Here is a 12,666-nt window from a genome sequence, read left to right on the forward strand (position 1 = left end):
GCGCCCTCCCCTTCGACGAACAGGCAGGCACCATCCCCAACGAGGCCGGACGCGTTGTCGAGTCACCGCACTCGACCACTCCGGTTCCGGCCACGTACGTCACGGGCTGGATCAAACGCGGACCCGTCGGCCTCATCGGACACACCAAAGGCGACGCCAACGAAACCGTCGCGAACCTGCTCGAAGACACACCGAACTTCACCGGTGCAGCCGAGCCCGATCTCGACGCCGTCACCTCGTTCCTCGAAAGCAATCAGGTCCCCTTCACCACCTGGGACGGCTGGTACCGCCTCGACGCACACGAACGCTCACTCGGCGAACCCGAAGGCCGCGAGCGCGTGAAGGTCGTCGAGCGTGAGGACATGGTCGCAGCATCCCAGGAATAGGCGACTCAGTCGCAGAAGACAACATAGAGATACAAACGAAAAGGACTCCGCAATGACCAGCACCAGCGACATCACCACAGTCGTCACCGACCGTGCTTTCCTCGAATGCCCACGCTGGCACGACGGACGGATCTGGGTATCGGACCTGTATGCCCACGAGGTACTTTCGATAGGCGATGACGGTGACGTCCGCGTAGAAGCAACTGTTCCCGGACGGCCGTCAGGCCTCGGTTGGCTGCCCGACGGCCGCCTCCTCGTCGTGTCGATGACCGATGGGCTGATCGTCAGACGCGAACCGGACGGCACCCTCGTCACCCACGCCGATGGCTCGGCGCTTGCGACCGGGAAGCTCAACGACATGGTCGTCGACGATCGCGGCCACGCTTACATCAGCACTTTCGGCTTCGAGTTCCGTAGTCGCTCGTACGTCGAGTCGGCCGTATTGATCCACGTTGCCCCGAACGGCAATGCCGACATTGCGGCCGGAGATCTGTTGTTTCCCAACGGTTCCGTAGTCACGAAGGACCGTAGGTTGGTAGTTGCCGAATCGATGGGCAACCGCATGACAGCATTCGACATCGCAGAAGACGGATCACTGAGCAATCGGCGCACCTGGGCGGCCTTCGGACCCGAGGTACCTCGCAGCTCGGTCAAGGACGCGATGAGCGCAGCCCAGGTTGCACCCGACGGCATCGGCCTGGACTCCGAAGGAGCCATCTGGGTGGCTGATGCACTTCATCAGCGCCTGATCCGGGTCGTCGAAGGCGGCGAGATCGTCGACGAAAGAGCCTTTCCCACAGGCGTTTTTGCATGCATGCTCGGTGGCCAGGACGGACGCACACTGTTCGCGTGCGCCGCACCGTCGTCATCCGAGCATGCCCGGGAAAGCACTCGCGATGCGAGTCTGCTGTCGGTGCGCGTCGACATTCCCGGGTAGACCCAGACCGCAGAAAGGGCCCCTCACGAAAGGGGCCCTTCGTACGTCTACAGCTAGTTGGCGAACTGGATCAATTTGGTCTCGAGGAACGAACTCAAGCCCTCGACGTTTCCTTCGCGGCCGAGCCCGGACTGCTTGTAACCGCCGAACGGCTGCGTCACGCACATGTCCCAACTGTTCACCGAGATCTGGCCGGTCCTGATGCGTCGGGCCATGCTCTCGGCCAGCGCTTCATCGTCCGCGTAAACAGCTCCCGACAGTCCGTAATCGGAATCGTTGGCGATCGCGACGGCCTCGTCGATGGTGTCGAACGGGATCACCACTACTACCGGGCCGAAGATCTCTTCCTGAGCGATCCGCATGTCATTGGTGACATCTGCGAACAGCGTCGGTTCGACGTACCACCCCTTGTCCAGTCCGGCAGGTCGGCCGCCTCCTGTGACCAGACGAGCACCTTCGGCCTTACCGACCTCGATGTAATCGAGAACGCGGGTGCGCTGGCGCTCGGCAGCCAAGGGTCCGATGACAGTGCCTTCTTCACGAGGATCGCCGACCGGAACAGATTCGAAGATCGACTTGATCGTCTCGACGATCTCGTCCTGTCGGTGACGCGGGACGACGATACGAGTGATCGCGGCGCACACCTGACCGCTGTGACCGATACCCGCGAATGCGAGAGCCGGAAACACCTTGTCGAGCGCGATGTCGTCGGCAATGATGCCTGCCGACTTTCCGCCGAGCTCGAGAGTGACCCGGGCAATTCGCTCACCGCAGATACTCATGATCTTGCGGCCGGCAAGGGTCGATCCGGTGAAAGATATCTTGTCGACGTCCTTGTGCCGCACCAGATGTTCGCCCGTCTCACGTCCACCGGGCAGCAGACTGATAACGCCCTCGGGCAGCCCCGCGGCCTCCAGCGCTTCGGCGAGAATCATGGTGCTGACCGGCCCTTCGGGCGCAGGCTTGAGGACGACTGTGCATCCCGCAGCAAGCGCCGGGGCAATCTTCAGCGACGCGGTGGCAACAGGGCCGTTCCACGGAATGATTGTCGCGACAACGCCGATGGGCTCGCGGACGAGCGTGCCGTGACCCTCGGCCCAGGTGCGCTGCTCCTCGAACTCGAAGCGCTCGTGCAGAGTCGATGCGTCACCCCACATCTTCAGTGCGTTGTTGTGGAACGCGACGCTTGCGCCTGCGGGAGCACCGATCTCAGCGGTAAAGGCTTCGGTCATCGCGTCGAAACGCTTCTCCACCTCCTCCTGAATACGAATCAAGTAGGGTGCCCGCTCAGCGGCCGTCATGCGGGGCCAGGGACCCTCGTCGAACGCTTTACGTGCAGCGGCAACCGCTCTGTCGATGTCGGCGGGCTGCGCGTCCGGAACGGTCGCGAGAAGCTCTTCGGTAATGGGCGAGACCACCTCGATCACCTTGTCGGAAGACGGCTCGACCCACTTACCTCCGATGAACAACTTGTCGTAGCTCTTCAATGTCGTTGCGGTAGGAACTGTAGCGGTCATCTTGTGCGTCTCCTCTATTGGGTGAGCGGTTGAGTAATGTCCTGCAGAGCAACGAGATCCGGCCGCAGGCCGCCGGCAATAGCAGCACGCGCCCCGATCATCAGCTTCGGGGTGTCGATGCTCAAATGAGCTGTCAGAAGCCCTGTTCCATCGAGCCAGGCGACGGCCCACTTACCGTCGTCGCCATTCCTGATCACGGGGTGATCCTCTGCTCCGTGGTGGCCGACGTACTGAAGCTTGTGCCCGAATTGATCGCTCCAGAAATATGGCACTGGATCGTGCGCTACGGGTGCGTCTCCCACCAACGTACGCGCGATGGCGTCGGGCCCCATTCTGGCATCGTCCCAATGTTCCACCAGCAGCTGATCATTGGCACGAGGTGACCATCGAACGGCGACGTCGCCGACGGCGAACACATGCGGATCGGACGTGCGTAAGTGCTCATCGACGACCACACCGCGGTCGATCTTCAGCCCCGAACCTTCGAGCCAGGCAGTGTCCGGTTTGACGCCGATTCCCGCGACGACGACATCGGCATCGATGTTTTCGCCTGAGCTCAATTCGACCCCGGTGTCGGTGACCTTCTTCACCCCGACGCCGAGACGCAGGTCTACCCCCGACCACCAGTCGAGAAATCGGCCACCGATGTCCTCGCCCAGGGCACCGGCCAGCGGAGCCGGTCCGAATTCGACGCACGTCACCTGGGCACCTGCCGCGAGGGCGGCCGTCGCGACCTCGGCCCCGATCCAACTGGCACCGACGAGAACCACTTTCGCACCGGGTACGAGGCAGTCGCGCAACGCACGGGAGTCGTCGACGGTCCGTACGGCGAGCTGCCGCGTCGAGCCTGGGAGCAGGATCGGTGCTGCTCCGGTTGCGATGACGAGGAAGTCGTAGTCGACCGACCCTCCCGCGGTGTGCACCTGTTTGGCTTCGGTATCGAGACCCGTTGCAGGAGTTGATGTTCGGATGTCGACCCGCAGAGCTTCGTAGTCGGTGCGAAGCTGGGTGTTCAGCTCACCTTTCAATGCAGCTTTGGTGAGCGGGGGCCGGTCGTAGGGAAGGTGCGCTTCGGCGGCGAGAAGAACGATCTCTCCGTCGAACCCGTGTGTTCGCAACGTTTCGCACGTGCGCGCACCGGCGAGTCCGCCCCCGACCACGACAATTGTGCTCATCAGTACATCGGCGCTGCGGGGGCGGTGGACGCAGCGAGTGCTTCACCGTCGGCGAGGATTTTCTTCCCCGGAGTGAAGTGGGCGGGGATCCGCTGCCAGCCCATGTTGGTCCCCTGGTGCGGGTAGCGCTCGAGCTTGTCTCGCTCGATCGTGTAGTCGGGCATGCGCTCGAGAATTTGAGACAGCAGCGATTTCGCCATCAGTCGACCGAGGTGCGAACCGGAGCATCGGTGCACTCCTATTCCGAATGCAGTGTGCCGGTTGGGCCATCGGTCGATATCGATGTCATCCGGGTTCTCGAACAGCGCTTCGTCGCGGTTAGCCGACGCCCAGGACAGCAACACTCGGTCGCCCTTCTTCATCGGGCATCCCTTGAACTCCACATCGTCGGTGACGGTTCGAGCGAGAGCCTGAGTCGGCGAGAAGAAACGCAGGAATTCTTCGACCGCGTGGTCCATCAGTGACGGATCATCGATCAACCGCTGACGGACATCGGTGTGATCGGCCAACCACACCAGGGTCTGGCTGACCAGAGATGCGGTAGTGCCCGTTCCGCCCGCAACCAGCAGTTCCACCATCGCGAACACCTCGAAGTCGTCGAGTACTCGCCCGTCTACCTCCTGCTGGACGAGGTAACTGATGACGTCGTCGGTGGGGTTCTCGCGCCGATCCGCGATGACCGAGCGCATCTTGGCCGACAGATAGGGGAAGTCGACCTTCATCGCATGCTCGTAATGGGGGGTCCCGGGTACACCCGCGAGAGCCTCATGGTGCGCGGCGGCGTACGTCTTCCAGTCCTCGATACCGAGCCCGAGCCAGTCGACGGTGACGATCGCAGGTACGCCGATCACCGAAGTGAAGTCGCACTCCCCCGCTTCGATCACACTGTCGATGAAGGCCGTGGTGTGATGCTCGACGAGATCTTTCATCTTCTCGACAGCTGCAGGCGAGGTGATCGGGTTGACGATCTTCCGATACTTACGGAACTCCGGCGGATCGAGCTCGATCGGGATGTGAAAGTGCATGGGAGTCTTGGGAATGACGACCGACAAGCCCTCTCCGCCGTACTCGTTGCGCGCCGAGGAAAACGTGTCGTCGTCACGAGATGCATCGAAGACTGCGTCGTAATCGGAGAGCACCCAGTATCCGCCGTGCGCTTCGGACCAGCCTCGCTTCTCGGCGTTTCTGAGCTTCCGATAGGAGCCGACGGGGTCCGCGGAGTGTTCCTGTGAGTTGTGGTCGAAGTGAATGACCGGGCAACGGCCGCTTTCCGTCATGTCTTTCAGTCCTCCTACAGGCGAAATCTGGCGCAACCATTTCGAGCGATGTCCTGATAATGGTTATACTAGATTCACCTGTTGTCAACATCACAACAATGGCAACATAGGTACGTGGTCACTGAGGTGGCCAGAATCGAGCAGAGCCTCGAACAGTTTCCGAAGGAGGAATCGTGAACGTATCGGTCGACGCGAACCAGTGCCAGGGCCACGGACTGTGCCAGATGACATCGCCCCAGGTCTTCGCCTTGCGTGATGAGGACGGGCACGCGTATGTGCTGCCCGAGGGACAAGAGCCGAACCATCTCGGCGAGGCCAGAGCAGGCGCGGACAGCTGCCCGGAGCGCGCGATTTCGGTCGAGTAGCGCGGCTCCGCCGCTCGTGAGTGGAAATGCGCATCAGGGGTCGCATTTCCACTCACGCGCGGAGTAGCTACAGCGCGCGGTCCCACTGAATGACCGAGCTCATCACGCCCGGAAATTTTCGCTCGGCGTAACGCACGTACTCGTTGATGTGCTGCGCCATCCGCTCCTGCGAAAGTTCGGGATCGCGTACGAGGAGAGAGTCGTAGATCGATTGATGCGCAGTCAGGATCGCAGCGCGACGCGGTGCCGGGTAGTCGATGCCGATAATCGTGCCGTCCATGATGCCCAGCAGCGAGTCGACCAAATACCCGAACAGCGGGTTGCCCGAGGACCAGGCGATGATGTCGTGGAACTGCTTGTTCGCCTCGAGGAAGATGTACTGGTCGTCCAGGGAACCACGCATCGTCTCGATAGTGCCGTTCAGTTCGACGAGGGATTCGTCGGAGATCCGCTCGGCAGCAAGCCTGCTGATCATCGGCTCCATCGCAACACGAGCCTCGGCGATCGCTTTGAACGGCGCATTCTTGAGCTGCATCAGGAGGATGACCGTGCTCGCCAGATGCTGGGCATCGGGATCGAGCAGGACCGGGCCGCCCTTGGGGCCCGGCTTGAGCGCGATGACACCCTGAAATTCGAGAAGTCGAAGCGCTTCGCGGAGCGTGCCGCGGCCGATCTGATACTTCTCCAGCATCGCCTTCTCCGGAGGGAGAAGGTTGCCGACAGTGAGGCCTTGCCGCAAGGTGTCACGGATAATCTGCTGCGCGATCACCATCGCCGCCTTCGGGGCACGATTCGTCACGGTCATGGTGCAGTCCTCCCAGCTGAACACGGACTCGTCCTGCGGTCCGCAATCCCCTCGAATATCGAGGCGAATGATTATAACAATAGAGTCTGAGCTGAGCTCAACTGCCGAATTCGATATCCCCTCTGGACATTTTTTCAACCCGACGTCTCACGAGAAGGAAATCCCATGCCCGACGTAATCATCGAAAGTACACCGGCGACCCTGTGGATCAGGCTCAACAGGCCTGAACGACGGAACGCGTTCGATCCCGAGATGTCTGCGGCAGTAGCCGATGCACTCGACGACGCATCGGCGTACCGATCTGTCGTGATCACCGGATCAGAGGGCAGTTTCTGCGCGGGCGGGTCGTTGGCCAAGCTCAGCGAGCCGTCACCGAAGGAGATGCGCCGGCTCTATCGCGGCTCGCTGAGGTTGTTCGACTCCATCCGCAATTGCCCCCGGCCCGTCATCGCTGCCGTCAACGGGGCAGCGGCAGGTGGAGGAAACGAGCTGGTCGTGGCATGCGATCTTGCCGTCGCAGCGCGATCCGCCACGTTCGGACAAACCGGCCCGAGAGTCGGCAGCGCACCGGTCACGGGAGCCACCAATGTAATGGGCGTGCAGATCGGGGAGAAGCGAGCCAAGGAAATGGCCATGCTGTGCCGTCGATATTCGGCTCAACAGGCCTTGGATCTCGGTCTGATCAACGAGGTTGTCGACGACGACAAGCTCGAAGAGACGGTGCAGTCGTGGTGCGACGAGATCTCCGCGCTCAGCCCGCGATACCTCGAGATCACCAAGACGAGTTCGAACCTGTGGTGGAACGCCGCGCGGGACTCGTTCTCGTCGGGACTCGGTATGTTGAATCAGGCGGTGGGCAGCCCGGACATGATCGAGGGTGCGACGGCCTTCCTCGAAAAAAGAAGAGCCGTCTTCCCCGATCCTCAGTGATCACTTCTCCGACAGCAGCACCTCTTCGGTGCCGTTCCATTGCACGAGAGCACCTTTGACGCGCATGTCGTTGCCGTCGAAGGTAACATCTCCTTCAGCACCGGTGAAACCTTCGGCAACCAACTGTTGAAGTCCGTTCTGAATGTCATCACGTGACGCGCCGCCCGACTTGTCGATGGCGTGGGCAATCATCCAGGCTGCGTCGTATCCCTCGGCTGCATAGTTGTTCGGGTTGTCGCCTTCGTATTTCGCGCGATAGGCCTCGACGAATTCTTGCGTCGCGGGATTCGTACCGTGGTAGGTGAAATCCGTCGGCCAGGTCATGCCGGCACCCGCCGGGCCTGCAGGCGTGAGGTTGCCTGCTCCAGAACCCGTATGCGTGACGAGAGTGCCGTCGAAGCCGGCCTGCCTGAGCTGCGCGACGGCAGTTGCATTCTGGGCACCGTTCATCATGATCGCGATTCCATCGGGGTTCCCGTCGAGAATTTTGCCGATCGGGGCCGTGAAGTCCTGTGTGGTGTTCTGAACCCCGGACGCCGAAGTCACCGCGTAGCCGAACCGATCGGCCATCCCGGGGATCGTTCGTTCGGACAGTTCGGTCAACGTCGGGTTCGCGCTGTTGTAGAGAATTCCGAGCGTCTTCACGCCCTCACTCTGCAAGTATTCGCCGGCTTGTTCGTAATAGGTGGCCATGGGAGCGGTTGCTCGATAGGTGTATTCACCCACCAGAACGCCCTCACTGCCGGACTGAGTGAAGACAATCGGAATCTTGGCGGCCTGAGCGAGTGGCGCAACGGCGATCGACTGCGAACTGGTTACAGTGCCGAGAATTGCTGCAACCTGCGGGTTCACGGTTGCCTCGGTGACCTGACTGGCTGCAGTCTGCGCTTCGCCCGCGGCGTCGCGGCTTTCGAGCACAACGGTCGAATCACCCAGGTATTTCTGGTCATTGATCTCCGCAATGGCGAGTTCGATGCCCTCGAGTTGACTCGTTCCCGCATACGACAACGGCCCGGTCTTGTCGGTGACCGAGAAGAGCGTGATCGCCGAGGGCATCTCGCCCGACGCCGTCGCTCCCTCGCCCCCTCCGCTGCACCCCGCGACGGTCGATACCAGCGCGACGATCCCCACCGGAACCCGTAGCATTCTCATCCGAAACCTCATTTACTCATAATGATGCGCATAGACTGGTCACCACCATGATGCGGGTTCAGGTAGGCAATGTCCTGATTTCCGTGAAATCGCAGGGAGGCAACAGAATTGAATGCTGTCGAGATAGCCGCGCGCCTCGACCGGATCGAATCGCGTTCGGCCATCCAGGAACTTCCCATCGTCTACTGCCTCGTCATGGACGAGCGAAACCTCGACGGGATCCGTGCGATCTTCTCCGAGACAGCAACGATGCGGTCCATCGACGGGGTCTTCACGGCCGAGGGTCGCGAAGAAATCGTCGAGACGTTCCAGCGCCGGTTCGACTCCCTCGGACCGACCCATCACTTCACCCACGGCCACATCGTTCGATTCGACGACCGTGATCCCGATCTCGCGTACGGCTCGCTCGGGGGGCACGCCGAACTCGTTCGCAATTCGGTTCCGATGGTTGCCGCCCTACGCTATCGAGATATCTACCGCCGGTACGACGGCATCTGGCAATTCGAAGATCGTCTCATGTCGTACATGTACTACCTCCCCGTCGGAGAATACGAAGCTGGCCTGGGCGACTCGAAAAGCATGCGCGCATACGGCGATCATCGATCCGCTGATTGGCCTGACGCCCTGCACGACGGCGACGGCAGTTGGTTGGCTCGCTACTTCCCGATTCCGACTCCCGGCGGGACCCCATAGTCGTAACCTCGCCTACACGGCCCCCGGCGCTGCAACAGTCTGCGAGACAGGGCTTTCCGCAGCTTTCGGCACATCCCAGCGGTCACGCCCGAGTATGGCGACCGTGGTGCACAGCGCCACGAATACGACACCTGCAACGGTCATCCCTGCCCCAGTACCCCACGCCGTCGACACCGCGCCTGTCCCGAGCGCGAGCACAGCAGTGAGCCCGTAGCAGAACGACGCGAACCGCGAGGCGGTGCGCCCTTGTTCGACTGCCGACAAACCGCGGGTGAGAATACGCAAACCGCAGGCGTAGGCGAAGCCCTGACCAAGGCCCCAACACACACACCCGGCAATGACCAACGGCAGACTCGCCAGCACCACTCCCATTGCGCAGAGAACGGCTCCGAGACCGATCAGAGCCAGCGACTGCACGGGGCGAAGCGCAGTCTGGAGTGCTGCGAAAACGAACGGTGACAACCATGCGATCGACAGCAGCACAACTGGTGCGAGAGCCCCGACGACCAGCGAATCGCTGCCCGTCTGCTCACGTACCGCTGTCGGCAGAATCCCGACGGCTATGCCGCCGATTGCCCAGCCTGCCAACCCGATTCCATATCCGGCGGCACGCGCCCTCCGTTCGACGGGAGGTTCCGACTCCGGGGTGCCGCCGACCACCGGCTCGTGCAACGCGACTCGCAAAGTCTCGCGAGCCGAGTAGAGCGCGATCACCAGGACTACCGCCACCACCGTGAGCAGAGTCATGTGAACGAGGTAGACAGTGGTGGTCGGCCCTGGAAGATATTCGGCCACTACAGCTCCCAGAATCAAACCGACGAAGGATCCGAAAATGGCCCCGGAAGACGCGATGGTCCGCCCCTTCTCGCCACGGGCTGCGACGACAATGGTGGCGGTGGCACCGGTCGCCACACCGACACAGGTGCCCGTCAGAAAACGACCCAGAAACAGAAACATGACGCTCTCGCCCCCGGCGAGCAGCGACAGATCCGCTACGACGCCCCCGAGCATCGCAGCAGGCAACAGCGCCCACGCATACCGAGTCAACCGCGTACGGGCCATCACCGTGAACGTGATCACCAGTGCGACGAGGTACACGGCGAACAGGGCCGACACGGCGAACGTCGACAACGACATCCGATCGGCATAGAGCGGTAGCAGCGGGCCCGGCACGTTCGACCCCACGACCAGCGAAGCGAACGCACCCGCCGCCGCTGCCCCCAGCACTCGCTTCCTGCGGGCACCGACGGGCTGCGCCGTGGACGTCACGGACGGTCGAGGGACTCGAGAGCCGCGCGAAGGACATCGGGGATCGGGGCCTTGAGCCCGTCGTGGCCGCGCACCGCGTACTTGATCTTGCCGTAGGCAACGCGCTCGTCGCCGCGTGTGAACGGGAATCCGATGACGTAAGAGGTGGTGCCCAGGTGTTCGAGTTCCATACCGCACACGATCTCGTCGAACACCCGACAGGAGGTCAGATAGCTGCATTCCGACGCGAACCCGACGGTGCCAACCCCGACCGTCTCCATCATCGTGTGACTGTCCAGACCATAGGTGTGCAGCCACACGCTGTACGTGCGTTCCATCCACGGATAGTTCATCGCGAAATACGAAATGCCGATCGCATCGCAGTCTCCGTAGGCGAGCGTGAACGTCTGGCTAGTCGGATGGTCGACCATCTTCGCACCTCTCTCTGCACTCATTGTCCAGCATTCCACTCTTTACACTAATCATTATCATGGTTATGGTGACTGCAGTCACATCAAACAATGCGCATCAATTCAACAGCGCACGTGCACAACAGCGTTCGCCTCGAAGAAGGAGCATCAATGAAGACCATCGGAGCCTTGATCTGGGAACCGGGCACACGCTCGGGCTGGAGCGTCGAAGAAATCGAGATCGATCCACCCAAGAGCCGCGAGGTCCGCATCAAACTCGCAGCGTCGGGCATCTGCCACAGCGACGATCACGTCGACACCGGCGATATCCCGCTCGACTGGGCTCCCATCATCGGTGGCCACGAGGGGGCAGGAGTCATCGAGGAACTCGGGCCCGATGTGACCGGCTTCGAGGTGGGCGACCATGTCGTACTCTCGTTCCTTCCCTCGTGCGGGCATTGTCAGATGTGCACCGTCGGCCGTTCCAACATGTGCGAGATGGGTGCAGGCGTTCTCGCCGGCTTCGCTCCCGACGGCACCCACCGCGTTCACGCCCGCGGTCAAGGCGTCGGACCCTTCTCCTTCCTCGGCACGTTCTCGCCCTACCTCGTCGCCAACATCGACTCGTGCGTCAAGATCGGCAAGGACATTCCGCTGGACAAGGCCGCGCTCATCGGCTGCGGTGTGCCCACCGGCTGGGGTTCGTCGGTATATGCCGCCGAGGTCACCCTCGGTGAAACCGTGGTGATCATCGGCACCGGCGGCGTCGGCATGAACGCCGTCCAGGGCGCACGTCACAAAGGCGCGAAAACAATCATCACTGTCGATCCCGTCGAGTACAAGCGCGACCAGGCCAAGCTGTTCGGAGCGACGCATTCCGTCGAGAACCTGGACCAGGCCAAGGAACTGGTCGACAGCCTCACCAACGGTCAGGGCGCAGACAAGGTCATCATCACCGTCGACATCGCCTACGGGCACCTTCTCAACCCCGCCCAGGAAATGACCCGACGCGGCGGCACTCTGGTCCTCACGTCGGCAGCGCCCGTCACGCAGCGCGACGTCCCGTTCGACCTGTTCACCTTCGCGATGTCGGGAAAGCGGTTGCAGGGCACGCTGTACGGCACCACGACGGCGCGACGCGACATCCCGTTGATCGCGGACATGTACCGCCGCGGCGAGTTCATGCTCGACGAGTTGGTCACCAAGACCTACAAGCTCGAGCAGATCAACGAGGCCATCAAGGACATGCGCGACGGCAAGAACATCCGCGGCGTCATCATGTACGACGAGTAGGAGAATGGCATGCGAGAAGACATCATCGCCGCAACGCACACCTACGCGCTCGGGTTGGACAAGTTCGATCCGAAACTCGCGTTGAGTGCGTTCGCCGCAGACGCCGTATGGGACGCAACTCCGGTGGGCTTGGCACGCTACGAGGGACACGAGCAGATACTCGACTTCTTCGAGCGCGATGCGGAGCAGATCGAGAACCAATTTCACATCATCACCAACCACATCGTGCACGCCGATTCGGACACCACAGCTCACGGAACCAATTACGTCTTCTCCGAGGGCAGCACGAAGGGTGGTGCCGCGTTCAAAGCCATTGCACTGAACGAGGATACGTATGTTTTGACCGAAGACGGTTGGAAGATTTCCTCCCGTGTGATCTCACCTCTAACGCCGCCACAGATGGACGGTTTCGAGGCCTGACAACAAGCAGACGTACGTGCGTGTGTGCTGATACTCAGCGCACACGCACGTACGTTTT

The 12,666-nt window shown here is 61.7% G+C and carries 13 protein-coding genes and 1 pseudogene; 7 read left to right on the top strand and 7 right to left on the bottom strand.

Translation table 11 applies throughout. From position 1 onward, the window contains the following. Together QM797_RS15460 and QM797_RS15465 are read left to right on the top strand one after the other, a co-directional pair. A pseudogene (locus QM797_RS15460) lies at window positions 1-386 on the top strand (pyridine nucleotide-disulfide oxidoreductase); the annotation flags it as partial. A 52-nt stretch (window positions 387-438) separates the two neighbouring features. Beyond that, window positions 439-1,323 carry an SMP-30/gluconolactonase/LRE family protein gene (locus tag QM797_RS15465; RefSeq protein ID WP_283276528.1) on the top strand — a complete coding sequence of 295 codons (885 nt, stop codon included), beginning with the start codon at window positions 439-441 and terminating at the stop codon, window positions 1,321-1,323. A gap of 53 nt (window positions 1,324-1,376) precedes the next feature. Here QM797_RS15465 and QM797_RS15470 read toward each other — a convergent pair whose 3' ends face one another. The 3 genes from QM797_RS15470 to QM797_RS15480 are packed head-to-tail and all read right to left on the bottom strand — an operon-like array spanning window position 1,377 to window position 5,292. Further along, on the bottom strand, window positions 1,377-2,840 hold the full coding sequence (locus tag QM797_RS15470) for an aldehyde dehydrogenase (protein ID WP_283276529.1): 1,464 nt from the start codon (window positions 2,838-2,840) through the stop codon (window positions 1,377-1,379). A gap of 14 nt (window positions 2,841-2,854) precedes the next feature. After that, window positions 2,855-4,015: an NAD(P)/FAD-dependent oxidoreductase gene (locus tag QM797_RS15475; protein ID WP_283276530.1), complete on the bottom strand. Its 1,161-nt coding sequence runs from the start codon at window positions 4,013-4,015 to the stop codon at window positions 2,855-2,857. Continuing rightward, window positions 4,015-5,292, bottom strand: a complete 1,278-nt coding sequence (locus tag QM797_RS15480; protein WP_283276531.1) for a cytochrome P450 — start codon at window positions 5,290-5,292, stop codon at window positions 4,015-4,017. The genes QM797_RS15475 and QM797_RS15480 overlap by 1 nt, the downstream gene beginning before the upstream one ends. Window positions 5,293-5,465: 173 nt before the next feature. Between QM797_RS15480 and QM797_RS15485 the strand changes: the two genes are divergently transcribed. Beyond that, complete coding sequence (locus QM797_RS15485; protein ID WP_042938387.1) at window positions 5,466-5,657, top strand: ferredoxin; 192 nt, start codon at window positions 5,466-5,468, stop codon at window positions 5,655-5,657. Between the two features lie 67 nt (window positions 5,658-5,724). Here the strand turns inward: QM797_RS15485 and QM797_RS15490 are convergent, their stop codons facing one another. Beyond that, entirely contained in the window at window positions 5,725-6,462 is a 738-nt protein-coding gene (locus QM797_RS15490; RefSeq protein WP_008713202.1) for a FadR/GntR family transcriptional regulator, read from the bottom strand. Window positions 6,463-6,627: 165 nt separating this feature from the next. Here QM797_RS15490 and QM797_RS15495 point away from each other — a divergent pair, with 165 nt between their 5' ends. Then, window positions 6,628-7,392 (top strand): enoyl-CoA hydratase/isomerase family protein, encoded by a 765-nt coding sequence (locus tag QM797_RS15495; RefSeq protein ID WP_283276532.1) that lies wholly within the window; start codon window positions 6,628-6,630, stop codon window positions 7,390-7,392. On the opposite strand, the gene QM797_RS15500 is transcribed toward QM797_RS15495, so the two are convergent. Further along, window positions 7,393-8,544 (bottom strand): ABC transporter substrate-binding protein, encoded by a 1,152-nt coding sequence (locus QM797_RS15500; RefSeq protein ID WP_283276533.1) that lies wholly within the window; start codon window positions 8,542-8,544, stop codon window positions 7,393-7,395. It lies immediately after the preceding gene. A gap of 108 nt (window positions 8,545-8,652) precedes the next feature. On the opposite strand from QM797_RS15500, the gene QM797_RS15505 reads away from it, so the two are divergent. Then, entirely contained in the window at window positions 8,653-9,237 is a 585-nt protein-coding gene (locus tag QM797_RS15505; RefSeq protein ID WP_283276534.1) for a nuclear transport factor 2 family protein, read from the top strand. 12 nt (window positions 9,238-9,249) lie between these two features. Here QM797_RS15505 and QM797_RS15510 read toward each other — a convergent pair whose 3' ends face one another. Together QM797_RS15510 and QM797_RS15515 are read right to left on the bottom strand one after the other, a co-directional pair. Continuing rightward, window positions 9,250-10,506 (bottom strand): MFS transporter, encoded by a 1,257-nt coding sequence (locus tag QM797_RS15510; RefSeq protein ID WP_283276535.1) that lies wholly within the window; start codon window positions 10,504-10,506, stop codon window positions 9,250-9,252. Further along, window positions 10,503-10,916, bottom strand: a complete 414-nt coding sequence (locus tag QM797_RS15515) for an acyl-CoA thioesterase (protein WP_283276727.1) — start codon at window positions 10,914-10,916, stop codon at window positions 10,503-10,505. The genes QM797_RS15510 and QM797_RS15515 overlap by 4 nt, the downstream gene beginning before the upstream one ends. Before the next feature lie 150 nt (window positions 10,917-11,066). Between QM797_RS15515 and QM797_RS15520 the strand changes: the two genes are divergently transcribed. Beyond that, on the top strand, window positions 11,067-12,188 hold the full coding sequence (locus tag QM797_RS15520; RefSeq protein WP_283276536.1) for an NDMA-dependent alcohol dehydrogenase: 1,122 nt from the start codon (window positions 11,067-11,069) through the stop codon (window positions 12,186-12,188). A gap of 9 nt (window positions 12,189-12,197) precedes the next feature. Continuing rightward, on the top strand, window positions 12,198-12,608 hold the full coding sequence (locus QM797_RS15525; RefSeq protein WP_283276537.1) for a nuclear transport factor 2 family protein: 411 nt from the start codon (window positions 12,198-12,200) through the stop codon (window positions 12,606-12,608). Window positions 12,609-12,666 lie beyond the last annotated feature (58 nt).

Source organism: Rhodococcus sp. IEGM 1381 (genome assembly GCF_030056795.1).
GTDB lineage: Bacteria > Actinomycetota > Actinomycetes > Mycobacteriales > Mycobacteriaceae > Rhodococcoides.

Coding starts and splice junctions, on each gene's coding strand:
- QM797_RS15465 (WP_283276528.1), top strand. CDS start 439: ATGACCAGCACCAGCGACATCACCACAGTCGTCACCGACCGTGCTTTC.
- QM797_RS15470 (WP_283276529.1), bottom strand. CDS start 2,840: ATGACCGCTACAGTTCCTACCGCAACGACATTGAAGAGCTACGACAAG.
- QM797_RS15475 (WP_283276530.1), bottom strand. CDS start 4,015: ATGAGCACAATTGTCGTGGTCGGGGGCGGACTCGCCGGTGCGCGCACG.
- QM797_RS15480 (WP_283276531.1), bottom strand. CDS start 5,292: ATGACGGAAAGCGGCCGTTGCCCGGTCATTCACTTCGACCACAACTCA.
- QM797_RS15490 (WP_008713202.1), bottom strand. CDS start 6,462: ATGACCGTGACGAATCGTGCCCCGAAGGCGGCGATGGTGATCGCGCAG.
- QM797_RS15495 (WP_283276532.1), top strand. CDS start 6,628: ATGCCCGACGTAATCATCGAAAGTACACCGGCGACCCTGTGGATCAGG.
- QM797_RS15500 (WP_283276533.1), bottom strand. CDS start 8,544: ATGAGAATGCTACGGGTTCCGGTGGGGATCGTCGCGCTGGTATCGACC.
- QM797_RS15515 (WP_283276727.1), bottom strand. CDS start 10,916: ATGGTCGACCATCCGACTAGCCAGACGTTCACGCTCGCCTACGGAGAC.
- QM797_RS15520 (WP_283276536.1), top strand. CDS start 11,067: ATGAAGACCATCGGAGCCTTGATCTGGGAACCGGGCACACGCTCGGGC.
- QM797_RS15525 (WP_283276537.1), top strand. CDS start 12,198: ATGCGAGAAGACATCATCGCCGCAACGCACACCTACGCGCTCGGGTTG.